At 61.2% G+C, this 25,533-nt stretch carries 23 protein-coding genes; 6 read left to right on the top strand and 17 right to left on the bottom strand.

Features of this window, described 5'->3' with window-relative positions; genetic code table 11:
- Position 1: 1 nt before the first annotated feature.
- From QD409_RS03940 to murA, 11 genes are all read right to left on the bottom strand, one after another.
- Positions 2-2,272 carry an FdhF/YdeP family oxidoreductase gene (locus tag QD409_RS03940; protein ID WP_092847336.1) on the bottom strand — a complete coding sequence of 757 codons (2,271 nt, stop codon included), beginning with the start codon at positions 2,270-2,272 and terminating at the stop codon, positions 2-4.
- A 146-nt stretch (positions 2,273-2,418) separates the two neighbouring features.
- Complete coding sequence (locus QD409_RS03935) at positions 2,419-3,369, bottom strand: lytic transglycosylase domain-containing protein (RefSeq protein WP_092847338.1); 951 nt, start codon at positions 3,367-3,369, stop codon at positions 2,419-2,421.
- Between the two features lie 116 nt (positions 3,370-3,485).
- Complete coding sequence (locus QD409_RS03930; RefSeq protein WP_092847342.1) at positions 3,486-4,601, bottom strand: anhydro-N-acetylmuramic acid kinase; 1,116 nt, start codon at positions 4,599-4,601, stop codon at positions 3,486-3,488.
- Between the two features lie 10 nt (positions 4,602-4,611).
- Positions 4,612-5,613, bottom strand: coding sequence for a serine hydrolase domain-containing protein (locus tag QD409_RS03925; RefSeq protein WP_425348529.1), 1,002 nt, complete (start codon positions 5,611-5,613; stop codon positions 4,612-4,614).
- A 37-nt stretch (positions 5,614-5,650) separates the two neighbouring features.
- Positions 5,651-7,390 (bottom strand): ABC transporter ATP-binding protein, encoded by a 1,740-nt coding sequence (locus tag QD409_RS03920; RefSeq protein WP_092847346.1) that lies wholly within the window; start codon positions 7,388-7,390, stop codon positions 5,651-5,653.
- Positions 7,387-8,226, bottom strand: a complete 840-nt coding sequence (locus QD409_RS03915; protein ID WP_092847348.1) for an ABC transporter permease — start codon at positions 8,224-8,226, stop codon at positions 7,387-7,389. The genes QD409_RS03920 and QD409_RS03915 overlap by 4 nt, the downstream gene beginning before the upstream one ends.
- Positions 8,226-9,185 (bottom strand): ABC transporter permease, encoded by a 960-nt coding sequence (locus tag QD409_RS03910; protein ID WP_092847350.1) that lies wholly within the window; start codon positions 9,183-9,185, stop codon positions 8,226-8,228. The genes QD409_RS03915 and QD409_RS03910 overlap by 1 nt, the downstream gene beginning before the upstream one ends.
- Before the next feature lie 129 nt (positions 9,186-9,314).
- Positions 9,315-10,835: an ABC transporter substrate-binding protein gene (locus tag QD409_RS03905; protein ID WP_092847352.1), complete on the bottom strand. Its 1,521-nt coding sequence runs from the start codon at positions 10,833-10,835 to the stop codon at positions 9,315-9,317.
- A gap of 80 nt (positions 10,836-10,915) precedes the next feature.
- The gene (gene murQ / locus QD409_RS03900; RefSeq protein WP_092847354.1) at positions 10,916-11,839 is read right to left on the bottom strand and encodes an N-acetylmuramic acid 6-phosphate etherase; all 924 of its coding nucleotides are present in this window, start codon (positions 11,837-11,839) and stop codon (positions 10,916-10,918) included.
- A 274-nt stretch (positions 11,840-12,113) separates the two neighbouring features.
- A complete protein-coding gene (locus QD409_RS03895) occupies positions 12,114-13,004 on the bottom strand; it encodes an N-acetylglucosamine kinase (RefSeq protein ID WP_092847356.1) in 891 nt (296 codons plus the stop codon).
- A complete protein-coding gene (gene murA / locus QD409_RS03890; RefSeq protein WP_092847358.1) occupies positions 13,001-14,257 on the bottom strand; it encodes a UDP-N-acetylglucosamine 1-carboxyvinyltransferase in 1,257 nt (418 codons plus the stop codon). The genes QD409_RS03895 and murA overlap by 4 nt, the downstream gene beginning before the upstream one ends.
- Before the next feature lie 242 nt (positions 14,258-14,499).
- Here murA and QD409_RS03885 point away from each other — a divergent pair, with 242 nt between their 5' ends.
- The 4 genes from QD409_RS03885 to QD409_RS03870 all read left to right on the top strand — a co-directional run bounded on the left by QD409_RS03885 (position 14,500) and on the right by QD409_RS03870 (position 17,035).
- A complete protein-coding gene (locus QD409_RS03885; protein ID WP_092847360.1) occupies positions 14,500-15,360 on the top strand; it encodes a MurR/RpiR family transcriptional regulator in 861 nt (286 codons plus the stop codon).
- Positions 15,361-15,476: 116 nt separating this feature from the next.
- On the top strand, positions 15,477-16,253 hold the full coding sequence (locus QD409_RS03880; RefSeq protein WP_092847362.1) for an SDR family oxidoreductase: 777 nt from the start codon (positions 15,477-15,479) through the stop codon (positions 16,251-16,253).
- 105 nt (positions 16,254-16,358) lie between these two features.
- Positions 16,359-16,631, top strand: coding sequence for a type II toxin-antitoxin system VapB family antitoxin (locus QD409_RS03875; protein ID WP_092847364.1), 273 nt, complete (start codon positions 16,359-16,361; stop codon positions 16,629-16,631).
- Positions 16,628-17,035 carry a type II toxin-antitoxin system VapC family toxin gene (locus QD409_RS03870; protein WP_092847366.1) on the top strand — a complete coding sequence of 136 codons (408 nt, stop codon included), beginning with the start codon at positions 16,628-16,630 and terminating at the stop codon, positions 17,033-17,035. The genes QD409_RS03875 and QD409_RS03870 overlap by 4 nt, the downstream gene beginning before the upstream one ends.
- 38 nt (positions 17,036-17,073) lie before the next feature.
- Here QD409_RS03870 and nadC read toward each other — a convergent pair whose 3' ends face one another.
- The 5 genes from nadC to QD409_RS03845 all read right to left on the bottom strand — a co-directional run bounded on the left by nadC (position 17,074) and on the right by QD409_RS03845 (position 22,221).
- Positions 17,074-17,931 (bottom strand): carboxylating nicotinate-nucleotide diphosphorylase, encoded by an 858-nt coding sequence (nadC, locus tag QD409_RS03865; RefSeq protein ID WP_092847368.1) that lies wholly within the window; start codon positions 17,929-17,931, stop codon positions 17,074-17,076.
- Between the two features lies 1 nt (position 17,932).
- Positions 17,933-19,474: an L-aspartate oxidase gene (locus tag QD409_RS03860; RefSeq protein WP_092847370.1), complete on the bottom strand. Its 1,542-nt coding sequence runs from the start codon at positions 19,472-19,474 to the stop codon at positions 17,933-17,935.
- Positions 19,471-20,442 carry a quinolinate synthase NadA gene (gene nadA, locus QD409_RS03855; RefSeq protein ID WP_092847372.1) on the bottom strand — a complete coding sequence of 324 codons (972 nt, stop codon included), beginning with the start codon at positions 20,440-20,442 and terminating at the stop codon, positions 19,471-19,473. The genes QD409_RS03860 and nadA overlap by 4 nt, the downstream gene beginning before the upstream one ends.
- A 69-nt stretch (positions 20,443-20,511) precedes the next feature.
- Positions 20,512-21,414, bottom strand: coding sequence for an NUDIX hydrolase (locus tag QD409_RS03850; RefSeq protein WP_092847447.1), 903 nt, complete (start codon positions 21,412-21,414; stop codon positions 20,512-20,514).
- Between the two features lie 114 nt (positions 21,415-21,528).
- Complete coding sequence (locus QD409_RS03845; RefSeq protein WP_092847374.1) at positions 21,529-22,221, bottom strand: GntR family transcriptional regulator; 693 nt, start codon at positions 22,219-22,221, stop codon at positions 21,529-21,531.
- Positions 22,222-22,447: 226 nt separating this feature from the next.
- Between QD409_RS03845 and araD the strand changes: the two genes are divergently transcribed.
- Complete coding sequence (araD, locus tag QD409_RS03840) at positions 22,448-24,184, top strand: L-arabinonate dehydratase (RefSeq protein WP_092847376.1); 1,737 nt, start codon at positions 22,448-22,450, stop codon at positions 24,182-24,184.
- A gap of 18 nt (positions 24,185-24,202) precedes the next feature.
- Positions 24,203-24,928, top strand: coding sequence for a ribonuclease activity regulator RraA (locus QD409_RS03835; RefSeq protein WP_092847378.1), 726 nt, complete (start codon positions 24,203-24,205; stop codon positions 24,926-24,928).
- A 54-nt stretch (positions 24,929-24,982) separates the two neighbouring features.
- Here QD409_RS03835 and QD409_RS03830 read toward each other — a convergent pair whose 3' ends face one another.
- Positions 24,983-25,531 (bottom strand): DUF922 domain-containing Zn-dependent protease, encoded by a 549-nt coding sequence (locus tag QD409_RS03830; protein WP_092847380.1) that lies wholly within the window; start codon positions 25,529-25,531, stop codon positions 24,983-24,985.
- Positions 25,532-25,533 lie beyond the last annotated feature (2 nt).

The raw sequence follows: 25,533 nt of genomic DNA, 5'->3' as shown, positions 1-25,533 counted from the left end.
ATCACGCCGCCTTGCTGATGCGCACCGGGATGGACTTATAGGAAGGCGTGCCGCTTTCCTTGTCCTGGTAATCGATCGGGATCAGGCAATTGGCCTCTGGGTAGTAGGCAGCGACGGATCCCTCTGAGATGTCGTAGGAAATCGCCGTCAGCTGCAGCAAACGCTTGGCGCCTGAGGGCAGCGCCGTTTCGATCTCGACGAGATCGCCATGCTCCAATCCGTTGGCTCGCAGGTCCCTGTCGTTCATGAACAGGACGTCACGACGGCCAAAGACGCCGCGATAGCGGTCGTCCAAACCGTAGATCGTCGTATTGTACTGATCGTGGCTGCGGATCGTCGCAAGCTTGAGGATGCTGTTATCCGAAAGCAGGATATCCTCGTTAAGCCCGGAAAACAGCTTGAACTCGGCCTTGCCCGAGGGCGTATTCCAGACACGCTCCGTCGGCCCAAGCGGCAGGCGAAAGCCGCCCGGCACGCGGATGCGCTCGTTGTAATCGGCAAAATCGGGAAAGACGATTTCGATCTTGTCGCGGATGAGATCGTAGTCGGCCACGAGCTCCGTCCAAGAAACATTGCTGTCCGGCAAAGCGGCCTGCGCCATGGCGGCAACGATGGCCGGCTCGGAGCGCAGCTCGTCCGAAGCCGGTTTCAGCCGGCCGCGCGAGGCATGCACCATCGACATCGAATCCTCGATCGTCACCGACTGCGCACCGGTTGTCTGAATGTCCTGCTCGGTACGGCCGAGCACGGGGAACAAGAAAGACTCCTTGCCGATGAGCAAGTTGGAGCGATTGAGCTTGGTGTTCATATGGACGGCAAGATCGAGCTTGCGCATGCCCTCGGCGCACAGTTCCGGATCAGGAAGCGCGATCGAGAAATTGCCGCCGAGGCAAAGCAGCACCTTGGAGCGGCCTTCCGCCATGGCCTGCATGGCAGCAACAGCATCGTGGCCATGATGGACCGGCGACTTGAAACCGAAGGCGCGCTCGACACCTTCGATCAGCGCGGCATTTGGCTTCTCCGTAATCCCGACCGTGCGATTACCCTGCACATTGGAATGTCCGCGCAGCGGGCAGATGCCGGCGCCCGGCTTGCCGAAATTGCCGCGCAACAGCAGAAGATTGGCGATCTGCTGCACATTGGCCGTCCCCTTCGCGTGCTGGGTGATGCCCATGCCATAAGCGATGATCGTCGCCTTGGATTTGGCATAGATCGCGGCGACCCGCTCCAGATCGGCGCGGGCAAGGCCCGAAACCCGCTCGATGTCGGCCCATTCGGTCTGATTGATGTCATCGACGAGAGCATCGAAGCCGGTGGTGTGTTCGGCGATGAAGGCATGATCGAGCACATCTTCCGAGGTCTCGGCAAGCGCCAGAACGGCTTTCATGATGCCCTTGAGCGCCGCCGCATCGCCGCCGATCTTGACCTGATAGTAGGAGGAGGCAATCCGGGTCGATCCGAAGGTTCCCATTTCGATCGGATTCTGCGGATCCGCGAAACGCTCGAGTGCACGCTCCTTCAAAGGATTGAACACGATGATCGGCACGCCGCGGCGGGAACATTCGTGCAGCGTGCCCATCATCCGCGGATGATTGGTGCCGGGGTTGTGCCCCATCGAGATTATCAGATCGCATTCGTCGAAGTCGTCGAGCGATACCGTGCCCTTGCCGATGCCGATCGACTGCGGCAGGCCGACGCTGGTCGCCTCGTGGCACATGTTCGAGCAATCAGGGAAATTGTTGGTGCCGTATTCTCGCGCGAAGATCTGGAAGAGAAACGCCGCTTCGTTGGAAGCGCGACCCGATGTATAGAACTCGACCATATCCGGATCCGGCATGCTGCGCATGACCTCGCCGATGCGGGCAAAAGCGTCCTCCCAGGCAACAGGCCGATAGGTGTCGGTTGCGTGGTCATAAACCATCGGATGGGTCAACCGGCCGGAGTTCTCCAGCTCGTAATCGCTCCATGTCAGGAGCTCGCTAACGGTGTGTTCGGCGAAGAATTCCGGCGTCACGCGCTTGTTCGTCGCTTCCCAGGTGACGGCCTTGGCGCCGTTTTCGCAGAATTGGAAAGTCGAGGTATGCTCTTTATCGGGCCACGCGCAGCCGGGGCAATCGAAGCCGGCCGGCTTGTTGGTGCGGAAAAGAAGACCGGGCGCCTCGGTAATGTCCATCTGCTCGCGCACGGCATTGGCAGTGGCCTTCAACGCTCCCCAGCCGCCGGCGGGACTGTTGTAGGGACGGATACCAGGGACTTCACGCTTTTGCGCCATCATACGCTCCTGTGGTTACCCAACGGCCTAGCCTTAACGAATAGGCGCGCCTCAGAAGGGAGTAAAGCACAATCCATCAGCAGACGATCGGACAGTCGCTACATGCTGGCGACCTATCTGCAATCTGCCCGGAAGATCGGCAAAGCTCAATTTTTGAACACCAGGCAAGTGCCGCCCTGCTGCCGAACCTGGGTGCAAACGGCATCGGCCTCGGCGCGCGTCTGCCGGCCGATGCGGGCTGCAAAGCGGATGCGCCGGCCGAAATCGGCGTTGCGCTGGCGCACGATCAAAGGCTTTTCCGCGTTCAAAGGCGAGGGAAGCTTCCGAACATTGGCCGCAAACAAACGGCGAGCGGCATCGACCTGAAAATGCTCGGCCAATTGCGCACCCCAAGGTGCCCAGGGCCGCTCCTGCTCGAAGGGAATCGGCTTCAGCCGCCGGCTTTCTGCAAGAGCCACGCAGGATGGAATGAAAGGCCTGTTCTTGTCCAAGGCGGGCGCGACAAGATCAGGCGGCCCATCCCGCCATTCTTCGACCGTATGCGCGGTGATCGCACTGACGTAGCTGCGCGTTTCATAGGGAAGATCGCCGGAATTCAAGAAATTCGCGAGGCCGCCCTCGCCGGCATTATAGGCGGCCGCCGCCAGCCCGAGATTGCCGAAGCGGTTACGCAGCTCGTCGAGATAAGTGGCCGCCTTGCCGAGCGCTTCAAGCGCATCGTAGCTATCGCGAACGCCACGCAGCCTTGCCGTCCCAGGCATGAACTGCGCGATGCCCCGCGCTCCCTTGGGACTGACGGCATCGGAGCGAAACAGGCTTTCGCGCCAGACCAGCCGGGCCAGATAATCCGGTGGCAGATGATTGGCATGAGCGAAATAATCGATGGCCGCGCAGAGGTCGCGGTTATAGCTGTCTTTGCGAAGGCAAAGGGTTTGGCCCGTATCCGTGATCATGGGGCCAGAGATGCAGGCCGACGGCGCAACGCTCCATTCCGGTTGCGCATTCGCCGGGAGAAAGGCAGAGACCGTAACAAAACACGACATGACCAAGGCGACCACGCCGCCGACAGCCCTTGTCCAATACCGCTTGCCTGCCATCCGTGCGATACCCGTCCAAGATCGTCCGATCGCCAATTGCGATCTCTTCATAGCATCGTTGGACTGCCGCGAGAACCTGTGACGGCGCGACGCGCCTATATCAAACGGGTGCCTCCTTATTCGGCAAGACGTCCGCCGCGCATCGGCGCCGGCGCACCTGTCGTGCCGGGGAAGCTGATCGGCAAGCCTCGCAACACCCGCACCGCCAGAAATGCAAAGCACTCCGCTTCGACGGCGTCGCCGCGCCAGCCCAGCGTTTCAGCAAAAATCGGCTCAACGCCGGCACGGCTTTGCAGCATCGACATGATCGTCGGATTGTGGCGACCGCCGCCGCTGACGACGACCTTCTTCGGCCGGCGTGGCAAAAGATCGAGCGCCTTGCCGACAGCGCCTGCCGTGAAGGCCGAAAGCGTCGCGGCGCCATCTTCCGGGCTGAGACCATCGGCCATCGAGGCGCCGAAATCGAAACGGTCCAGTGACTTCGGATAGGGTGCTGTGAGATAGGGATGCTGCAGTAGCCGCGCGAGCCTCGCCTCATCGACCTTCCCCGCCCGTCCGAGCGCGCCGTCGCGATCCATTTCGCCGAGGCCACGAGATTTGATGAAGTCGTTGAGCGGCGCATTGGCCGGTCCGGTATCGAAAGCAACGAAATTGCCCTCACCATCCCACCAGGTAATATTGGCGACGCCGCCGAGATTGAGAATGGCGGTCTCGCCAGCAGAACCCGCGCCGCGCAACAGGGCGGTGTGATAGGCGGCGGCGAGTGGCGCACCCTGGCCGCCAGCGCGCATGTCGGCAGAGCGGAAATCATAGGCGACCTTGGTGCCGAGGATGGAGTGCATCAACTCGCCGTCGCCAAGCTGGCGCGTCTGCCCCAGCCGATCCTTTTGCGGTGCGCGATGCAGCACGGTTTGGCCATGAAAGCCGACGACGCCGATGTCGGCCATGGTCATTCCCTGGCTTTCCACCAGTTCCCTGACCGCCTCTGACTGGGCGCGCGTCAAAGCCTGTTCTGCTTCCTTGAAGATCGCCGGCTCGGGGCCTTCGAAATTCCAGACCCGCGCCTGTCGCAGCGTCTCCTCCAGCAGAGCCCGGATCCAGCCGGGATAGGGAGCGAGAACATAGGGGCCAAATTCCTCGATCCGCTCGCCGTCCGTTTTCAGCATGGCGACATCGATATTGCCGTCGAGGACGGTTCCGGTCATCAGACCGACTGCCCAGATTGGTTCCATGGTCAGGCTCCTATGCTGCGTTGACAAGATCGCCGACAGTCTGACGAAGCGCCAGGATGCCGCTGTCGAAGTGGCGTGTCGGATGAATGCGGTTGGTGAGCAGGGTCCAGGCCCTGCCCTTGTCGAAGTCGATCCATAGAGCCGTGCCAGTAAATCCGGTATGGCCGATGGTTCCCGGCGAACACAGGGTACCGCCATGCCAGCCGTCAAAGGGCCGCTCCCAGCCATGCGTGCGTGTGGCGGAAAGCGGTGTCCGCATCAGCGCGATCGAATGCGCTGATGCCCTGGTGCCATCGAGCAGGCCTTTGGCGAAATCGAGAACTGCCGCCGCCGTTCCGAAAAGCCCGGCATGACCGGCACCCTGCAATGCCGAGCAATTGTCGTCATGAACTTCGCCCGACAGGATGCGATGGCGCCAGGTGCAGTCTTCGGTCGCCGCTGCCTGATCGGGCGCGGCGGAAAAGGCAAAGCCCGGCCCGGGATCCATGGCACGGATCGTCTGCCCGCTCAGACGCTCGAGTGCAAAGCCCAGCAGGATGAAGTTGATGTCGGAATAGACGGGCGGACCGGCCTGCCACTCGCGCTGCAGGATGAAGGCGCGCAGGAGATCCGGATCGCGGCCATAGGTGTAGATCGGTTCGACCGCCGGAAAAGGTGTCTGATGCACGAGGCATTGGCGAAAGGTCACCTTTCGCTCCCAGGCCTCGGCACTGTACTGCCGCAGATCGGGCAGAAGCGTCGTCAATGGTGCATCGAGATCGATGGTGCCGGCCTCGGCCTGCGCAAGGATGCGCGGCGTGGTGAAAATGACCTTGGTGAGCGACGCGAGATCGAACCACGTGTCGACCTCCATCGCCCTGACGTTCGGGATCTTCTGTGCCGAACCGATGGCGCGCACGAGCCGGTTGCCGCCGAGATCGACCATACCGAGGACGCCGCCCGGAATGCGAGCGGTCGCTACGGCCTGCTTAAGCGGTGCGAAAGCTCGATCGAAACGTTCTTCAAATTGCATGCGCCCCCCAGCCATATCTCGCCTCTTTGCCGGTTGCTCAGGCTTCCGCCAGAGCCATGTGATCCGGCGCGAACCGGCGCCATTCCGGCGCAGCCGGCTCAAAGCCGATCGGCCGCACCAGCGAAGGAACCTGCCGCGTATCGAGCGTAAAGTTTTCCTTTCGCCGGGCCATCGTCGGAACTGCCGAAATCAGCTGCCTGGTATAGGAATGCTTGGGCTGCGACAAGATCGAGGCCGCATCGCCGATCTCGACGATCTGCCCGGCATAGATCACGGCGATGCGATGGGCGATCCGCTCCACGACGGCCATGTCATGCGAGATGAAGAGATAGGCAAGCCCGTATTCGCGCTGAAGCTCGATCAGCAATTCCAGAACCTGCGCCTGAACGGAAACGTCGAGTGCGGACACCGCTTCGTCAAGCACGAGCACGGACGGGTTCAGCATCAGGGCACGGGCAATGCACAGTCTTTGCCGCTGGCCGCCTGAAAATTCGTGCGGATAGCGTTCAAGGGCATTTTCCGGCAATCCAACGCGCTTCAGCAGCATGGCCATTCGTTCGCGCGTTTCGGCCGAAATGCGGCCACTTGCGGCGATCACCGGTTCGGCAAGAATGTTGTCGACGCGTAGTCTCGGGTTAAGCGAGGCATAGGGGTTCTGGAAAACCATCTGCACGGCACTGGTGCGATCGGCAGCCTTGCCGGCATTGGTCGTAAACGTGCCGCGGGTCGACTTGACCAGCCCGAGGATTGCCCGCGCAGTGGTGGATTTGCCCGAACCGCTCTCGCCGACGATCGCCAGCGTCTCGCTGGGCATCAGGTCGAAGCCCACCCCTTCGACGGCATGGACCGTACCAGTCGCGCGGTGCAGAAAGCTGCCCCTGACCGGGAAGCGGACGGTCAAGCCATCCACTTTCAATGCAGGCTTGGCCCGCGCCTCGTCACTTTGGAAATCCGTGCGCGCGGCCTTTCCTGCGGCGAAATGCGGGACGGAATGCAAGAGATGCTGGGTGTAGGGATGCGTTGGCTGATCGAGCATCTGATTGAGCTCGCCTTGCTCGACCGCCTGGCCGGCCTGCATCACCATTACCTTGTCGGCAATGCCGGCGACAAGACCGATGTCGTGCGTGATGAAAATCATCGACATGCCGGTCTCACGCTTCAGCTCGGCGAGCAGCGCCATGATCTGCGCCTGGACGGTAACATCGAGCGCCGTCGTCGGCTCGTCGGCAATCAGCAGGCGCGGATTGCAGGCGAGTGCCGTCGCGATCATCACGCGCTGAAGCATGCCGCCGGAGAGTTGGTTCGGGCAATAGGTCAGACGGCGTGCAGCATCGGGAATGCGCACGCGATCCAAGGCGTCCTTGGCGGCGGCCTTTGCCTGCCTGCCCGTCAGCCCACGATGCAGCCTAAACGATTCCTCGATCTGCGAGCCGATGGTCAGGACCGGATTGAGCGAGGTCATCGGTTCCTGGAAGATCATGCCGATTTCGGCGCCACGGATCTTCGTCAGCTCCGCTTCGCTGGCCTCGGTGAGGTCGATGATGCTGTTATCGGCACGTTTCAGCCGGATCGATCCGCCGATAATGCGACCGCCGCCGAAATCGACGAGGCGATTGATCGAGAGCGCGGTAACGGATTTGCCCGAACCGCTCTCACCGACGATCGCCAGCGTCTCGCCGGCTTCGAGATCGAAACTGACGCCGCGAACGATGGGATTGGCCTGCGGATTGCGGCCAAAACCGACGCGCAGATCCGAGACTGACAGCAGAGGGCTCATATCGTCGCCCTCCGCATTTTAGGATCGAGAATATCGCGCAGCGCGTCACCGAGCAGGTTGAAGCCGAGAATAGAGATCATGATGGTCACGCCGGGGAAAATCAGCAGCCAGGGCGCCGTTTCCATGAGATTGCGGCTGTCACTCAGCATCAGGCCCAATGAGGAGGCCGGCGGCTGCGTTCCCAGGCCGAGGAAGCTCAAACCTGCCTCCGTCAGCAGCGACCAGGCGAGCGCCAGCGTCACCTGCACCGTCAACGGCGCAACGAGATTGAGCAGGAGATGCCGCGTCAGGATGTAGAAGCGGCTGCTGCCGAAAGTGCGAGCCGCATCAACAAAATCGCGTCCCTTCAGCGAAAGGGCCGGACCGCGCACGACGCGGGTAAAGATCGGCGTATAGACGATCGCGATCGCAGCGACGCTGGTCCAGGTGCCTGGCCCGACGATCGCGATGATCAAAAGCGCAAGCAGGATCGCCGGGAAGGCCAGCAGCACATCCATAGTGCGCATGATCACGCCGTCCCAACGCTTGCCGGACCAAGCCGCAGTCAGGCCGAGCACGGTGCCGACCAAGGTTGCTGCGGCAACGGAAAAGAAGGCGACGACGAAGGATTCACCGATGCCCTTCATCAACCGGCTCGCGACATCGCGGCCGAAGAGGTCGGTGCCCATCCAATAGGTGAGGCTCGGCGCATGCAGGCGGTCGATCCGGTTCTGCATCAAGGGATCATGCGGGGTCACGCCCAGCATGCCGAGAATGGCAAGCACGACATAGATGAGGACGATGATGCCGCCGATCCGGCCACTCATATGTCCGAAAATAGCCTTGACGATCCGCATCAGCCTTCTCCCAGACGGACGCGCGGATCGAGCGCGACATAAGCGAGATCGACGAGCAGGTTGACGATCATGAAGTTGAACGCAATGAACAGCACGCTGCCCTGCACCAGCGCATAGTCGCGCTGCAGAATGGCGTCGAGCACCATGCGTCCGAGGCCCGGCAGAGCATAGATCTGCTCGACGAGCACGGCACCGCCGAGCAGGTAGCCGAACTCGACGCCGCTCAGCGTCACCACCGGGATCAGCGCATTCGGCAAGGCATGCCGCCAAATAACGCCCCGCGCCGGCACACCGCGGCTGCGGGCCGTGCGAACGTAATCATCGCTCAAGACGTCAAGCATGGCGGAGCGCACGACACGCGTCACGGAAGCCGCAAAGGCAAAGCCCAATGTCAGTGCCGGCAGGATCATCTGGCCGAGATTCTCAAGCGGATTCTGCCAGAGGGGCGTGAAGGCACCCATGGTCGGCAGCACGCCAAAACCGGCGGACAAGGCATAGATCAGCAGAAGACCGAGAACGAAATTCGGCGTGGATTGCCCGATCATGGCAACGATGCGCACGGCAAGATCGGACAGTTTTTCGTTTCGTGTAGCGGCAAACACGCCCGCCGGCAGGCCGATGGCAAGCGCGATCACCATGGAAAGCAACGCAAGCTCGAGCGTCAGTGGAAAGCGCTCCAGGATGATATCGAGCACCGGCTTGCCGTAAGTAACCGATATGCCGAGATTGCCCTGGAATATCCCCAGCAACCAATGCCAGTATTGGATGGGCCAGGACTGATCGATGCCGAAATAGGCAGCAAGGGCCTGCCGCTGCTCCGGCGTCAACAGGCCCGCATTGGTTCCGAGCATCGCCGTAATCGCATCGCCCGGCACCAGCCGGATGGCGACGAAGACGAAGATGGACACGCCCAGCATGATCAGCGGGAATGTCATCAGCCGGCGCGTCAGATATGACATTGCAATTCCTCTAGAGCAATTCCAGCAAACATGCGAAGCAGCTTTGCGCCAGGAATTGCGTGAAAACAAAGAGATAGAGCATTCCCGTGACTCCGTTTGAAACGGAAATGCTCTAGGTCTAGGTAGCCGTTACTTGATCGAGACCTTGCTCAGACCAAACAGCGAACCGGTCGGCGTCGGGACAAAGCCCTCGACGTTCTTCTGCTCGGCGGTATAGCCATAAGCCGTGTAGAGCCAGATCCAGGGCGAGACTTCGGCGATATGCTTTTCGAATTCGGCAAAGATCGCCTTGCGCTTGGTCGGATCGGTTTCGGCGCGGCCCTTCTGCATCAGGCTGTCGAGCGTATCGTCGATATAGTTGGCGACCTTCTGCAGGTTGCCGGTCTTCGTCCAGTAGCGGTTATACATGGAATAGGGATCGGCACTGCCGCCATTGAGCGCAACCGCCATGTCGAAATTGCCCTTCAGCCAGGTGTCGACATAGACGTTAAGTTCCATCACCTTGATATCGAGCTTGATGCCGATTTCGGCGAGCTGCGACTGGATGACTTGCGCTTCAGCCGTCGCGGTCGGCGGTTCGCCGGTGGCGGCGATCACGGTCGCCGAAAAGCCATTGGCAAAGCCGGCATCGGCCATCAGCTTTTTCGCCTTGGCAACGTCGCGCTTATAGCAGAAGAGCTGGCTCGGGTCGGTTGCATAAAGCGGCATCGTCAACGGCCCGGTCACCTTGCCTTCGCCGAGCGCTGCCGTATCCATCACGTCCTTGCGGTCGATGGCGCAGGAGATCGCCTGGCGCACGGCAAGCTGGTCCATCGGCTTGCGGGAAGGATTGAGCTGAAGGACATTATAGGACAGCACCGGCGTGCGGGTGAGCTGCAGCTTCGGCTCCTTGGGCACCAGCGTTGCCACGAGCGGATCGTTCAGAAGCGCGAAATCGGTCTGGCCGGTGCGCAACGAAGCGAGGATCGCCGTTTCGTCAGGCAATACGCTGATATTGATGCCGTCGACGCCGATCGTCCCGCCTGCCCAGTCCTTATTGGCGCTCAGCACTTCCTTGGAGTTCGGAACCCAGCTGTCGAGCTTGAACGGGCCGGAGCCGATCGCCTTGGTGCCAATGGTGCCGGCGGTAATTTCGCTCGCCGGCACGACAGCGGCGTTGAGGCTGGTCATGGCCGTCAGAAGCGGAACGTCGGGCTGCGAGAGGTTGAAGACCACGGTCGTGGCATCGGGCGTGTCGATGCTGGCGATGGACAGGAAGTTGGCGCGGGCGACCGCACCGGTCGCTTGGTCGAGAATACGCTGGAAGGAAGCCTTCACATCAGCCGAAGTGACGGGCGCCCCGTTCTGGAACTTGCCCTTGGCTTTAAGCTTGAAGGTCAGCTGCTTGCCATCGGGCGAGAACTGCCAGCTCTCGGCGACGCCGGGTACGATCTGCAGATTGCCATCGAGACGAACGAGCGGCTCGTAGATCAATTCCAGCAAACGGATGGAGGAGAAGGCAGTCTGTTTATGTGGATCGAGGCCGGTCGCGTCCTGCGACCATGCCATGCGCAGCGTTGCCGCCTGCGCTGGCATTGCGACCGCCGCCATGCCAAAGCCTGCCGCCAGTACCACCCCCGAAATCAACTTCCCTACAAAATGCGCTTGCATTCCTATCCCTCCGACTTTTTCAAATGTCCCCGGCCGATTTTGGCCAATTGATTGCCGTCGCGGCTCGCCGCGACGTCCTTTTAAGTACTCTTCGCATTGATGGCCTTGCGCAGGAATCCATCAGCGTTTTGCAATGCCACGCGGGCTTCTTCAATGCCCATTCCGGTTATTTCCATGAGAATGGCGAGCTTGACGTCGTTGCCGGTCAAGTCGAGCACTCGGCGCGCTTCCTGTTGCGAGCAACCGGTCGCCTGCATGACGATGCGCGCGGCGCGCGCCACCAGCTTCTTGTTGCTGGCGCTGACGTCAACCATCAGATTCTGATAGCTTTTGCCGATGCGGATCATGCTCGCCGTCGTCAGCATGTTGAGGATGAGCTTCTGCGCCGTACCGGATTTCAGGCGGGTCGAGCCGGTCAGAATTTCCGGGCCGACGACCGGTGAGATCGCCAGATCGGCGATACCGGCAATGATGGAATTGGGATTGCATGACAGCGCAACGGTGAAGGCACCGATGCTCTTGGCATAGTTCAAGCCGCCAATGACATAAGGCGTGCGGCCGCTGACGGCGATGCCGACGACGACATCGACCTTGGTCAGATTGATCTCTTCCAGCGCCCGGCGCCCCTGCTCCGGATCGTCTTCTGCACCTTCGATCGAACTCCGCAGCGCATCGGGACCGCCCGCGATCAGACCAACCACCATGTTCGATGGCACGCTGAAGGTAGGCGGGCACTCGGACGCATCGAGAACGCCGAGACGGCCGCTCGTGCCTGCCCCCATGTAAATCAGCCGGCCTTCCTTCTGGAAGGCGGCGACGATCTGATTGACGGCGGCGGCGATGGCCGGAATAACCTTCTCGACGGCGATCGGTACCGTCTGATCCTCATAATTGATCTCGCGCAGGAGATCGAAGGTCGGCAGCAGATCGATATGCATCGTATTCGGATTGCGGCCTTCGGAAACCAACTGCTCCAGCTCGGATATCAACTTCTGCTCTGTCATGGGCCTGTTCTCGAAATGAGGCTTCGATATCGATAGGTCAGGGCGGCAAGTCCGGCCGATGAGACGCCGGGCCTGCCTCCGCGAAGTTCGGTTTTCAACAAAGCGAAAGACTGAAATCAGTCACGGTGCAGCCGTGCCTTTTCGGCCTCGTTCAGCACCCACTCCCTGTTTACTTTCGTTAACATTATGTCCGATTATTCCTCTCGTCAATCAGAAAAGGAATAAAATATTCCACTTTGAACATGCGAAAACCCGATGGCAAAAAAGCCGCCGGTCAGTGTTGGCAAATCGCCCTTCTGGCAAGGATGATGGCACCCGAGACGGCATCGCCGTCGATGGGTTTGAGGCTGCGGCGCACATCCGGCGCAAGCCACGGCTCGAGCGGGCTTGCAAGTCCGCCAAGTAGGCAGACGCGCGGCGCCCCTTTTTCGAAAAGAGTACGGATCAAAGTATCGATATGTCCGGCGGCACTCTGGACGATGCGCCGCGCCACGGCATCGCCCTGATCTGCATGACGCAGAACCATCGGTGCGAATGTCGCGTAGTCCGTCGCCGATGCGCGATCCATCCAGGCGACTGCCTCCATCGGATCGTTCTGGAACCGCTGCATGATCTCGCTCAGCAATGCCGTCTTCTGCTCGCGACCATCATGGGCGCGCAAAGCAAGCTGCACCGCCTTCAGCCCGAGATAGGCACCGCTGCCCTCGTCGGAGATCGGAAAGCCGTAGCCGCCGACCCGTAACTGTCGCCCCTCCACAAGACCTAACCCGATGGACCCAGTGCCGGCGATGACGATCGCTCCGTCGCGGCCGGAATGAGCGCCGAGGCAGGCCCCCTCGCCATCGCTGACAAAATCGATACTGGCGAAGGGATGCGCTATGGCTTTGAGAGCCGCCAATGCTCCCTTGCGGCCAATGCCCGCCAAACCAATGCCCGCATGAATGCGGCCGATATCGGCGGCACTCAGACCCGCCTCTTCGATTGCGGCATCGGAGGCCCGGGTGATGGAAGCCCATGCCTCGTCTATGCCAAGCCGCGTCGTCGCCGGACCGGATAGTCCCTGCCCCAGCACCGCGCCGACGGCATCCTCGATGCGGGCACGGCAGCCGGTGCCGCCGCCATCGACACCGAGGAAATAAGGGGAGCCTTTTGCCACAGCGATCATGACGTCAGCCGTTCGATATCCGCGCCGCAAAGGCGAAGCTTGCGATCGAGCTGCTCGTAGCCGCGGTCGAGATGATAGACGCGATTGACGATGGTCTCGCCTTGCGAAACAAGCGCTGCCAGCACCAGCGAGACCGAAGCGCGAAGGTCCGTCGCCATCACCTGCGCCCCTTTGAGCGGTGTGCCGCCACGCACAAGAGCCGTCGTCCCCTGTAGGGTGATGTTCGCCCCAAGCCGAATGAGCTCGGGCACATGCATGAAGCGATTTTCGAAGACCGTCTCGCGGATCAGCGACGCACCCTCCGCACAGCAAGCAAGCGCCATGAATTGTGCTTGGAGATCCGTCGGAAAACCCGGATAAGGTTCGGTGGTGATATCGGCGCCCTTGAGCGGTCCATCTCTCGAAACGACAAGGCCGCGATCGCTCGGCCAGACGCTGACGCCCATGCCTTCCAGCGCCTGCACAACCGAGGCAAGGTTTTCCAACCGGGCGTGAATAAGCTCAAGCCGTCCGCCGGTGATTGCAGCCGCCACGGCATAGGTGCCGGCCTCGATACGATCGGGAATGCCGTGGTGTTTGGCTGGGCGCCAGCTGGTCTCACCATTGATCAGGATGCGGTGTGTACCTGCCCCTTCGATCCGCGCGCCCATGGCGCTGAGGCAGGCGGCAAGGTCAGCGACCTCCGGCTCGCGCGCCGCGTTCAAAATCTCCGTCTCGCCCGTGGCGGCGCAGGCCGCCATCATCACTGTTTCCGTTGCGCCGACCGACGGGGAGCTGAGCACGATGCGCGCACCCTTCAGCCCGTTGGGAGTCTGTGCGACGATCAAACCGTTTTCGATGGCGATATCCGCGCCGAGGGTCGCGAGCGCCTTGATATGCATATCCACGGGCCGGGCGCCGATGGCGCAGCCGCCCGGAAGAGAAACGCGTGCATGACCGAAACGGGCAAGCAGCGGCGCCAGCACCAGAACCGTCGCCCGCATGCGCCGAACCGTATCGTAAGAGGTTTCCCTCGAGACGATGGCGCTCGGATCGATCGTGATGCCCTGCGCCGTTCGTGTGATCTGCGCGCCATGAAGAGCAATGACACCGAGCATGTTCTCGACATCGCTCACCAAAGGCAGGTTGGTGAGCTCCAGCGGATGAGGGCTCAAAAGTGCCGCTGCGATCTGCGGCAAGGCGGCATTCTTGGCACCCGAAATCGTCACGGCACCCTGCAACCTTTTGCCGCCGTAGATGCGAAGTCTGTCCATGATCAGAAACCCGTTGAGGCATGATGCGAAATGCCGGAGATTTCGCCATCCGTTTCCCGCAGAAGATTATTCGATCATTCCATGCTGTCAACGATCATTGGAATTTTTTATTCCAATTCCCTGTGATAGTCTCTCATCGCGCGAAGCATGGTTGCCCAGCTTCACCCAAATGCTATTTTCCATGTGCTCGTGATGATGCGTGTATCGGCCGCGAAGACTCGAGGGGACCCCAAAAGGACCAAATGTCTATCTTGAAGAAAATCAGCGCGCAGCTCGAAACCATGGCACCCGCAGATCGCCAGATCGGGCAATTCATCGTCGACAAACCTGACCAGATGCTCCGCCTCTCATCGGCGGCTCTCGCAATCGAAACCGGGCGCAGCCAATCGAGCGTCGTCAAGTTCAGCCAGAAGCTCGGCTATGCCGGCTATCAGGAATTGAAGCTTGCCGTCAGTGAGGCGAAGGCCCAGGAGTGGCCCGCACCGGTCGGCATGATCCACGGCACGATCGAGGTGGGCGACGGCTACCTCACCATCCTGCAGAAACTGCTGGGCAGCAAGCTGCAAGCCATGCAGCAGACGATCTCGGTCAACAATGAAGGCGATATAGACAAGGCGCTCGAAGCCCTTCACGATGCCAGGCGCATCCATTTGGCCGGCGTCGGCGCCTCCTCGCTGGTCGCCCGCGATTTTTCCTACAAACTGATGAAACTCGGCCGCAATGTCCTGCACGACAGCGACAGCCATGTGCAGATGGCCAATGCATCGACGCTCGGTCCTGACGACCTGCTCTTTGCCCTTTCCTATTCCGGCGCCAGCATCGAGACACTGCGGATCGCAGAACTGGCGAGCCAGCGCAAGGCGACCGTCATTGCTGTGACTGGTCTGCAGGACAATCCGCTCGCCCGCGTCGCCGATATCTGCCTTCACACCGTCGGCGACGAAGATCGCGTCCGCTCCTCGGCGATCACCGCGCGCGACGCGCAGCTGATGCTGACCGACCTGCTCTTCATTCTGCTGGTGCAGCGGCAACCCGATGCCAACGACTATGTCCATAACAGCGAGACGGCCGTTTCCGTACTGAAGGCCAAACGGCTTTCCTAAGCAGCTGCTCGCCGCATCGGTTCGCGGTAAACAAGCTGTGACGGCTGCACATCTGTACGGCACGGATTTCCGGACGTAGCTTGCGGGCACTTTCGCAACACACCCGGAGACATCTGATGGACCTTGGCCTCAAGGATAAAGTCGTTCTGATCACAGGCGGCTCGAAGGGCATCGGCTATGCCTGCGCTGAACTCTTCCTGCAGGAGGGTGCACGAGTTGCAATCTGCTCACGCTCGCAGGCCAATATCGACACGGCGCTTTCCAAGCTTCGCGGAGCACGCGGCTACGCCGCCGACCTGATATCCGACGAGCAGGCCCTCACGGTCGTGAATAAGGTCGAGTCGGAACTCGGCCCGATCGATATCCTCGTCAACAGCGCGGGTGCTGCGGCGCGCACGCCCGCAGACGATCTGACCCCAGCCATCTGGCGCGCTGCGATGGATGCGAAGTATTTTTCCTACATCAACGTGATCGATCCCGTCATCAAGCGCATGGGCGCGCGCAGTTCGGGCGCAGTGATCAACATCATCGGCAATGGCGGCAAGATCGCTTCACCCGTGCATCTGGCGGGCGGATCGGCCAATGCGGCCCTGATGCTCGCAAGCGTCGGGCTCGCCAATGCCTATGCCGGCCGGGGCGTGCGCGTCGTCGGCCTCAATCCCGGGCTCACGGAAACGGATCGTGTTGCTGAGGGCCTGAAGGCGGCGGCAAAGGCTACCGGCTCGACCGAGAACGAAGTCCTTGCCGATGCCTTAAAGCGCATCCCGATCGGCCGCATGGCCGATCCGGCCGACATCGCCAATGTCGTCGCTTTCCTGAGCTCGGCCAAGGCGGGTTACGTCACCGGCGTCGTGATCAGCATGGACGGCGCACAGGTACCGGTCGTAGTATGAAATTTAGTCTATTCTTTAAATGGTTCCCACTTGATTGCGCGGCTTTTTCATTGAAGAGACGATCCATGAATGCTATCTAGATCATTCGTCTAGAAAGAAGACAATATGGCATTGAGCATCAAAACCGAAGAAGCGGATCGGTTGGCGCGCGAGTTGTCCCGCCTCACCGGTGAGACTATGACCGACGCCATTACCCGAGCGATGCGCGAGCGGCTGGAACGGCTGCGCGCCGAACGGGAGGCGCAGGGCGACTATGTTGCCCGTATGAAGGCTTTCGTGCGCGAGCGCGCCGGCCGCTACGACCGCCGTCCTGTCACGAAGCAGGAATGGGATGAAGCGGTCGGCGACACATCTGAAGAGTTAGATCTTCCCCGATGATAATCGTTGATGCATCCGCCATCATCGCAATCATGTTTGAAGAAGTGGAAGCTCCTGACTGCATGATGGCTCTTCAGACGAACAGCCCACGTCTTGTATCGGCGGTGAACTACGTCGAAGCCGGTACGGTCATGGCAGGTAGGATTAAAGACGGAGACCGAAGCGAAGCGATTGCCGATCTCGACGAGTTTTTGGTCGAATTCGGCGTCGAGATCGCCTCGGTTGACGAAAGTCTCGCGCGTGCCGCGATGAAGGCCCGTCTAGAATACGGCAAGGGTTTCGGCACGCGAGGCGGCCTCAATTTCGGTGATTGCTTCGCCTATGCCCTCGCCAAACGGCATTCCGCGCCGCTGCTGTATGTCGGAGATGACTTCGCATTGACCGACGTGCAATCCGCGCGTTGACGAGGTGATGGCCAACCCGCAGGCGCAAGGACTTTGCTTCAGGCCGCCGCCTTCCAATCCAGCCCGATATCGAGTGTCGGCGCACTGTGCGTCAGCCAGCCGACGGATATGAGATCGACGCCGGAAGCAGCAATTGCAGCGGCAGTTTCCGGCGTAATGCGGCCCGACGCCTCGGTGATCGCGCGACCTCCGACGATATCGACGGCCTCGCGCAATTGATCGGGCGTCATGTTGTCGAGCAGCACGGCATCGACACCTTGGTGCATCGCTTCGCGAAGCTGCTCCAGTGTGTCCACCTCGACTTCGATCTTGACCATATGCCCCACGCCGCCCTTGGCACGGCGGATCGCTTCGGCAATGCCACCGGCAATGGCGACGTGATTGTCCTTGATGAGCACCGCATCATAGAGCGCGAAGCGATGGTTTATGCCGCCACCGGCACGCACGGCGTACTTTTCCAGGGCTCTTAGACCGGGCGTCGTCTTGCGCGTGCAGACGATCGATGCCTTCGTGCCGGCGATCGCCTCGACAATGCCGCCCGTCACAGACGCGATGCCGGAGAGGTGGCCGAGGAAGTTCAAAGCGGTACGCTCGGCGGTCAACAGACCGCGCGAAGACCCTTCGATCGTTGCGATCACATCACCTGCCCTGACCTTGGTACCATCGGGCAGATGACGGGTCATGACGATACCGGGATCAACCAGCTGGAAGGCAAGTTCGGATGCATCAAGACCGGCGACGACGCCCGGCTGGCGGGCCACCATATCGACACGAGACCGATGCTCTGCGGGGATGACGGCCGTTGACGTGACGTCGCCGGCAAGACCGAGATCTTCGACAAGCGCGTTGCGGACGAGAGGTTCGACGATCAGCCGCGGGAGGGGAGCAAGCGTCATATCAGGCACTCCTTGCCATGGAAAAGGGGATGACGGACCTGGCGATATCCAGAGCATCGGACAGATGCATCATGCGGCGCTGCGCATGATGCATCTTGAGTGGAAAATCGGTGCGGGCATGTGCGCCGCGCGACTCCGTTCTGAGGCTTGAGAAAACGGCAATCAGCAATGCTACCAGCGCGGGGTCGGCTGCCGGGCCTTCACTCTTGCAAAGAGGCAACAGCGCCGCGATCGCACCATGAATGGCGCCGGCATTGCGCAGCACGCCGAGATTTCGCGACACGATCGGCCGGACAAGTGCCAGATCCGGCGCGATCGCCTCCGGGAGGTCATGTGGCAATCTTGCAGGGCTTGCATCCGTGTTCGCAATGTCGCGCGCCGCCCGCATACCCATGACCGCCGCTTCCAGCAGCGAGTTACTGGCAAGGCGGTTAGCCCCGTGCAGGCCGGTGGAAGCGGCCTCGCCCACGACCCACAGGCCGGGGACGGAACTGCGACCGTCCTCGTCGGTCGCCACGCCGCCCATATGATAGTGAACGGCTGGACGCACCGGAATGGGATCGCTCGCCGGATCGACGCCTGCCTCGCGGCAAAGGGCCTCGATGACCGGAAAGCGTGCGGCAAAACGATTGCCGAGGGCATCGCGCGCATCGAGGAAAACTCGGCCGCCACGGGCGATTTCCGCACTGATGGCACGCGCGACGACGTCACGCGGCGCAAGCTCGGCCCCCTCCACCTGCGCCATGAAGCGCTCACCGCTTTCATTGACGAGAAGCGCGCCTTCGCCGCGAACCGCTTCGCTGACAAGCGCGAGAGGATGCCGGCGGCTATCGAGCGCCGTCGGGTGGAATTGCACGAATTCCATGTCGGCGAGCCGTGCTCCGGCCCTTGCTGCAAGTGCAATCCCCTGCCCGAAATTGCCGACGGGATTGGTCGTGGCATCGAACAGCCCGCCGATGCCGCCTGTGGCAAGCACGATGCGGGAAGACGGCAGAACGACGCTGCCTTTGTCGGTCAGGCACAAAAGACCTGCGACACGGTCCCCATCCAGCAACAGGCGTTGCGCCTGATAGCCTTCAAGCACCGCGATCGACGGCGTGCGGGTGACCGCTTCGGCAAGCGCGCGGACGATGGCAGCACCCGAGCCATCGCCTTTGGAATGCACGATACGTCGAAGCGAATGCGCAGCTTCCAGGCCGAGGGACAATTCGCCAGCATCATTGCGATCAAACTCGACCCCTGCCCGTTCCAGGGCGGCGATGGCAGCCGGCGCTTCCGCGACGATCCTTGCTGCTACCTTTGCGTCGCAGAGCCCATCGCCAGCAGCGAGCGTATCGGCAAGATGCAAGGCGGTACTATCACCCTGCCCCACACTGGCGGCGATGCCGCCCTGCGCCCAGGCACTCGACGTCTCGCCGCCGATCAAGGCGCGGGTGACGATCACAGTCGGTTCGGGCGCCAATGTCAGGGCGGTCATCAGCCCGGCAAGGCCACTACCGACGATGACGATGCGGCCGCTTAATTCTTCGAGGATCTCGCTCATATCGCCAGCATCCTTTCCACCGCGCGGCGGGCGTCGGCGGCGATCGCCGGATCGACGGTCACTTCATGCCGACCCTCTTCCAATGCCTTGCGGATATTGCCGAGGGTGATGCGCTTCATATGGGGGCAGAGATTGCAGGGACGGATGAACTCCACATCCGGATGATGCACGGCGACATTGTCGCTCATCGAACATTCGGTCAGAAGCACGACGCGCGACGGACGCTTCTTGCCGACATAATCGGACATGACGGCGGTCGAACCGGCGAAGTCTGCCGCCTCGACGACGTCGGGCGGGCATTCCGGATGGGCAAGCACCGTCACGCCGGGATAATTCTCGCGAAGCTGGCGGATATCGTCTGCGGTGAAGAGTTCGTGCACCTCGCAGTGCCCATGCCAGGCAATGAGCTCGACATTGGTTTCTCGTGCCACATTGCGCGCCAGATACTCGTCCGGGAGCATCAGTACTTTCGGCACGCCGAGCGATTCCACCACCTGCCGGGCATTTCCCGAGGTGCAGCAGATATCGGACGCCGCCTTAACCGCCGCCGACGTATTGACATAGGTGACGACCGGAACGCCGGGATGGGCCTGGCGCAGCAAGGCGATGTCCTCGGGCGTGATCGATTCCGCCAGCGAGCAGCCGGCTTCCATATCGGGAATCAGAACCGTCTTTTCCGGATTCAGCAGCTTGGCGGTCTCCGCCATGAAGTGCACGCCGGCAAGGACGATGATGTCTGCATCGACTTCCACGGCCTTGCGGGCAAGCGCGAGACTGTCGCCGACGATATCGGCGACACCATGGAAGATTTCCGGCGTCTGGTAATTATGCGCGAGAATGACGGCGTTGTGCCGTCGCTTCAATTCGAGGATCGCCTCGACATCATCCTGGAACGTCAGCCATTCGGCCTTGGGGATGACGCGGCTCACGCGCTCGTAGAGGGAGGATGCGGATATGGGAAGATTCATGACCGGCTCCTTATTATGCTCGCTTTGAGCATATCATACGCAATTAGATATTCTCAGCATGAGCATATGTCAATTGCGGGAGAGTGGTAATTTCGTTCCGGCGAATTCGCGTTCTTCGAGGATAGCGCGGCGGAAGCGGAAGAGCTTGGCGGGACGTCCGCCGGTCTCGCTTTCGGTGCCGCCGGTTTCTTCCACCAGGTCCTGCTGTTCGATCAATCGGCGGAAGTTCTGCTTATGCAGGGTCAGGCCCGCTAAGGCCTCCACGGTTTTCTGCAATTGCAGAAGCGTGAAATTCTGGGGCATGAGCTCGAAGACGACGGGGCGATATTTGATCTTGGCTCTTAGCCGCGCCATGCCGGTGGCGAGGATGCGGCGATGATCGGCAAACATCGATCTGCCGAAATTGTGCTTGAGGTCGCAGCCCGCCTCGGCGACGAGCCGCGCCTCGTAGAGCAGTTCATAGCGCTGCAGAACGAGATCTTCGTTCCATGCCGCACCATTCAGCCCGAAGTCAAAATCGACGCGGCGACGACGCTGGTCGCGCCGCATCGCATCCTCGCCGATCCAAAGCGCGAGACGAGCGGCGATATCGTCGACAACCCGCGGCCGGCCGTTCCGATGATCTTCCCAGGGAAGATATTCATACCAGCCGTGCCAGCCCGGCATCCCGCCGCCGGGTGCGGCCTGCTCTCGCACAAGCCCCAGATAGCTGATGGAAATCGTGCGCCCACCGAGAATTTCGTTGTTTCGATCACGATCGGCAAACGTGTAGAGCTGCTCCAGATAGCCGACCGGATGGGCCGTCTGCTCCTGAACCCATTCGCGCAATCCGCTTTGCAGCGTGCGATGCCCAAGCTCGAACGGGCCGGACGGCAAGGCATCGCCCGACCGTACCGTCATTACTCTTGGGTCGCTGCCTGTGACAGCCGTCAGAACCGCAATCAATTCGGCATGCGCAAGCCCGATGGTCAAGGCAACTCCCTCATCATCTTCATCGCGTACTTTCTCGCATGAAGTGGCGCGCAAGCCAATGCGAGCGATCACATGCTCCACATGTCTCCGGTAATTTTGGGGGATCGTTTGCGCCTAACGGCTCACATAGTCGGGGTGCTGCTCGCAGATGAGATCGATGATCGACAGGGTACCGGACAGATGCTTGCGCAGAGCGGCAACGGCAGCCTCCGCATCCGCCGAGCGAACGGCATCGACGATCGCTTGATGGTCTGTAATGATCTGCTCCAGCTTGCCCGGCATCGGCAGGTTCAGCATCCGCAGCCGATCGAGATGCACGCTCTGGCGGCGTACCGTCGACCACAGGCCGAGAATATCAGCCCGTTCGTAAAGCACCCGATGGAAATCCTTGTCGAGCAGATCGAAGAGATCGTAGGTCTCGGGCGACATCACATGTTTCTGGCGAACCAGCACGGCTTCCAGAGCCTCTGCCGTTTCCGCGGCAGAATTGAGCGTCAGCCGGCGGACGGCCTCGATCTCGATCGATAGCCGCAGGAAATGAGCCTCAGTGGCGTTGCGAATATCGATACGCGAAACGACCGTCGCATATTGCGGATAGACTTCGACCAGCCCTTCCTCCTCGAGACGGATCAGCGCGTCGCGCACGGGGGTCTGGCTGACATTAAATTCGCTTTGCAGCGAGATGCGCGACAGCACCGTCGTCGGCGGCAAGCCCATGGAAAGAATGCGCGATCTCAGGATTTCCAGGATCTGCGGCGCCACCTGGCGGGAACGATCCAGCGCGAATTCTTTCGGATTGAGCTTCACTTGCGACCTTTCTGATCGGGAATGTCGGCCCATTAAGCACAGTTTGTGACTTGATGCACTGATACATTAGTGCTTTAGTTGGTTTATGCCAACGCTCTTTCTTGCAGTTGGCCCACTCGGGAGGATTGAGCGAACAGGCGTCGCAGCCAGCAATCGGAAATCGGCAACTGAGGCGACGCTTACACCGTTCAGTTCGGCTCATCGTCACAAACAAGGCTCGAATACAATGAACAGCAGGAAGAAGCCCTCGGAGCTGCGCAGCGCCAGATGGTTCGCCCCAGACGATCTCAGAAGCTCCGGGCATCGCTCGCGCACCATGCAGATGGGCTACGGTCCGGAAGAATGGACCGACAAGCCGGTCATCGCCATCCTTAACACCTGGTCTGACGCCAATCCTTGCCATGCGCATTTCAAGCATCGCGTCGAGGATGTGAAACGCGGCATCCTGCAGGCCGGTGGCTTCCCGCTGGAACTGCCTGCACTGTCACTATCGGAAAGCTATGTGAAGCCGACGACCATGCTTTATCGCAATATGCTGGCGATGGAGGCTGAGGAGTTGCTGCGCTCGCACCCGGTCGATGGCGCCGTGCTGATGGGCGGCTGCGACAAGACCACGCCCGGCCTCGTCATGGGCGCGATCTCCATGGGCCTGCCGATGATCTATCTGCCGGCCGGCCCGATGCTCCGCGGCAATTATCGCGGTGAATATCTCGGCTCCGGCTCCGACGCCTGGAAATTCTGGGACGAGCGCCGCGCCGGCACCATTTCGGAGAAGGAATGGGTCGATGTCGAGGCCGGTATCGCCCGCTCCTACGGTCACTGTATGACCATGGGCACGGCGAGCACGATGACGGCGATCGCCGAGGCGCTAGGGCTGACGCTGCCCGGCGCAAGCTCCATCCCGGCGCCGGATGCCAATCACATCCGCATGTCTTCGGCTGTCGGCCGCCGCATCGTGGAGATGGTGTGGGAAGATCTCGTTCCCGCCAAGATCGTCACGCAGGCGGCCGTCAACAATGCGGTGGCGGTGGCGATGGCGACTGGCTGTTCGACCAATGCCGTTGTGCACCTGATCGCGATGGCGCGGCGGGCGGGCACAAATCTCTCGCTCGACGATCTCGATGAGGCCGGGCGCACGACGCCGGTGCTCGCCAATATCAGACCGACCGGAAAAGCCTACCTGATGGAGGATTTTTATTATGCCGGCGGCCTCCGGGCGCTGATGGCAAAGCTCGCCTCCAAGCTCGACCTCACCACGCTTACCGTGTCCGGTGTCACCCTCGGCGAAACGCTGGAGGGCGCCAAGTGCTACAATGACGACGTCATCCGCTCGCTCGACAATCCGGTCTATCACGAAGGTTCGCTCGCGGTGCTGAAGGGCAACCTCGCCCCAACAGGCGCCGTCATCAAGCCGGCCGCCTGCGATCCGCGCTTCCATAGGCATCAGGGACCGGCGCTGGTTTTCGACACCTATCCGGAGATGAAGGCAGCGGTGGACGATGAAAATCTCGACATCACGCCCGACCACGTCATGGTGCTGCGCGGCGCCGGCCCGCAGGGCGGCCCTGGCATGCCGGAATGGGGCATGTTGCCGATCCCAAAGGCGCTCTTGAAGCAGGGACATCGCGACATGCTCCGCCTCTCCGACGCCCGCATGAGCGGCACCAGTTACGGCGCCTGCATCCTGCATGTCTCGCCCGAATCCCATGTCGGCGGTCCGCTGGCCTTACTGCGCAACGGCGATATCATTCGTCTCGACCTCGAGGCGCGGCGCATCGACATGCTTGTCGACGAGGACGAGCTGCAGCGGCGGCGCGACGCCTGGGTCAAGCCGGCGGAAAAATTCGGCCGCGGCTATGGCTGGATGTTTTCGCGCCACGTGGCGCAGGCCGATACGGGCTGCGACTTCGACTTCCTGGAAACCACCTTCGGCCCGACACCGGGCGAACCCGATATCTATTGATCCCAGAGGATATATCGCATGAGCAACTACGTGCTGAGCAACGAGACGCGTGACAAGCTGATGGGCGTCGCAACGCCGACGATCGCCACCGCACTTTTCCGGCGGGGCTTGCGCAACCAATTCCTCCAGGATGTTCGGCCGCTCTCGCCCAAGAAGGCAAACATGGTCGGGCAGGCCTTCACGCTTCGCTATATTCCGGCGCGCGAAGATCTGAACACGCTCGAAGTCTTCCGCAATCCGGAGCACCCGCAGCGCGCCGCCGTCGAACAGTGCCCGCCTGGTTTCGTCCTCGTTATGGACAGCCGCAAGGATGCGCGTGCCGCCTCAGCGGGCTCCATCCTGATCTCGCGGCTGCAGGTGCGCGGCGTGGCCGGCGTCGTCACCGATGGCGGCTTCCGCGACAGCCCGGAAATCGCTGCCCTCGACATCCCCTCCTATCATCACCGCCCGTCGGCGCCGACGAACCTAACGCTGCATCAGGCCATCGAAATCAACGGCCCGATCGGCTGCGGCGATGTGGCGGTTTTCCCCGGTGACGTGCTCGTCGGCGACAATGAGGGCGTCATCGTCATCCCGGCGCATCTCGCCGATGAGATTGCCACTGAGACCGTGGAGATGACGGCCTATGAGGATTTCGTCACCGAGGAAGTCCTGAACGGCGCGACCATCATCGGCCTTTATCCGGCGACCAGCGACGCGCCGAAACAGAAATTCGCCGAATGGCGGAAACAGAAGGGCCGCTAAGCGGCCCCGACCAATCGCAGCCGGGAGCAACCCAACCGGCTGCGCTCCTCTCAGCTATTCCTCGCGCACCAGTTTTAGAACGAGCTGCTGGAGATTGCCGCCGTCGCTGAACTCGACCTTATCGAAGTCGCTGTTTCGCTGCCGCTCCTTGTTGGAGATCTCGCCAAGCCGCTTCGTCAACTCCACGCGGATCTTGCTGCATTTCGGGTCATCGGGCACGGAGAAGCCGACGCTCATGGCCTCGATTTCCTTGACCATGTCCTTGATATACCCGCCATGCACCCGCTCATGCGCCTCGACGCCGGCGATGAATTTCTGCCAGCTTTTGCGGGTCGAAGCCAGCAATTGCGCCGGGGGTTTCGGCAAAGTGTAGGTGATGATCAGCTTCGGTATGTTGACGGTGATCGTGCAAGCACCATCCGGCTGCGGCTCGTATTTCCGCGTCCAGGTCAGCTTGAAATCGGTATGGGCGATCGCCCTGACCTTCGGCCCGAGCAATGGGCCACGTTCACCAATAGAGTCGTAAAGCTCGGCCCCGGTTGTTCCTGAAATCGTGTAGGTCTTGGTCGTCTCCACCGCCTGCCAATCAGCACGGGCAGTCATAG

This window comes from Rhizobium sp. BR 315, from assembly GCF_050577975.1.
GTDB classification, from domain to species: Bacteria; Pseudomonadota; Alphaproteobacteria; order Rhizobiales; family Rhizobiaceae; genus Rhizobium; species Rhizobium miluonense.
Note: the sequence above shows the minus strand (reverse complement) of the source record. Positions and strands in the feature narration are given on the sequence as shown.

Excerpts from the sequence above, each read along its gene's own strand:
- QD409_RS03940 (WP_092847336.1), bottom strand. The coding sequence starts at position 2,272 with ATGGCGCAAAAGCGTGAAGTCCCTGGTATCCGTCCCTACAACAGTCCC.
- QD409_RS03935 (WP_092847338.1), bottom strand. The coding sequence starts at position 3,369 with ATGGCAGGCAAGCGGTATTGGACAAGGGCTGTCGGCGGCGTGGTCGCC.
- QD409_RS03930 (WP_092847342.1), bottom strand. The coding sequence starts at position 4,601 with ATGGAACCAATCTGGGCAGTCGGTCTGATGACCGGAACCGTCCTCGAC.
- QD409_RS03925 (WP_425348529.1), bottom strand. The coding sequence starts at position 5,613 with ATGCAATTTGAAGAACGTTTCGATCGAGCTTTCGCACCGCTTAAGCAG.
- QD409_RS03920 (WP_092847346.1), bottom strand. The coding sequence starts at position 7,390 with ATGAGCCCTCTGCTGTCAGTCTCGGATCTGCGCGTCGGTTTTGGCCGC.
- QD409_RS03915 (WP_092847348.1), bottom strand. The coding sequence starts at position 8,226 with ATGCGGATCGTCAAGGCTATTTTCGGACATATGAGTGGCCGGATCGGC.
- QD409_RS03910 (WP_092847350.1), bottom strand. The coding sequence starts at position 9,185 with ATGTCATATCTGACGCGCCGGCTGATGACATTCCCGCTGATCATGCTG.
- QD409_RS03905 (WP_092847352.1), bottom strand. The coding sequence starts at position 10,835 with ATGCAAGCGCATTTTGTAGGGAAGTTGATTTCGGGGGTGGTACTGGCG.
- murQ (WP_092847354.1), bottom strand. The coding sequence starts at position 11,839 with ATGACAGAGCAGAAGTTGATATCCGAGCTGGAGCAGTTGGTTTCCGAA.
- QD409_RS03895 (WP_092847356.1), bottom strand. The coding sequence starts at position 13,004 with ATGATCGCTGTGGCAAAAGGCTCCCCTTATTTCCTCGGTGTCGATGGC.
- murA (WP_092847358.1), bottom strand. The coding sequence starts at position 14,257 with ATGGACAGACTTCGCATCTACGGCGGCAAAAGGTTGCAGGGTGCCGTG.
- QD409_RS03885 (WP_092847360.1), top strand. The coding sequence starts at position 14,500 with ATGTCTATCTTGAAGAAAATCAGCGCGCAGCTCGAAACCATGGCACCC.
- QD409_RS03880 (WP_092847362.1), top strand. The coding sequence starts at position 15,477 with ATGGACCTTGGCCTCAAGGATAAAGTCGTTCTGATCACAGGCGGCTCG.
- QD409_RS03875 (WP_092847364.1), top strand. The coding sequence starts at position 16,359 with ATGGCATTGAGCATCAAAACCGAAGAAGCGGATCGGTTGGCGCGCGAG.
- QD409_RS03870 (WP_092847366.1), top strand. The coding sequence starts at position 16,628 with ATGATAATCGTTGATGCATCCGCCATCATCGCAATCATGTTTGAAGAA.
- nadC (WP_092847368.1), bottom strand. The coding sequence starts at position 17,931 with ATGACGCTTGCTCCCCTCCCGCGGCTGATCGTCGAACCTCTCGTCCGC.
- QD409_RS03860 (WP_092847370.1), bottom strand. The coding sequence starts at position 19,474 with ATGAGCGAGATCCTCGAAGAATTAAGCGGCCGCATCGTCATCGTCGGT.
- nadA (WP_092847372.1), bottom strand. The coding sequence starts at position 20,442 with ATGAATCTTCCCATATCCGCATCCTCCCTCTACGAGCGCGTGAGCCGC.
- araD (WP_092847376.1), top strand. The coding sequence starts at position 22,448 with ATGAACAGCAGGAAGAAGCCCTCGGAGCTGCGCAGCGCCAGATGGTTC.
- QD409_RS03835 (WP_092847378.1), top strand. The coding sequence starts at position 24,203 with ATGAGCAACTACGTGCTGAGCAACGAGACGCGTGACAAGCTGATGGGC.
- QD409_RS03830 (WP_092847380.1), bottom strand. The coding sequence starts at position 25,531 with ATGACTGCCCGTGCTGATTGGCAGGCGGTGGAGACGACCAAGACCTAC.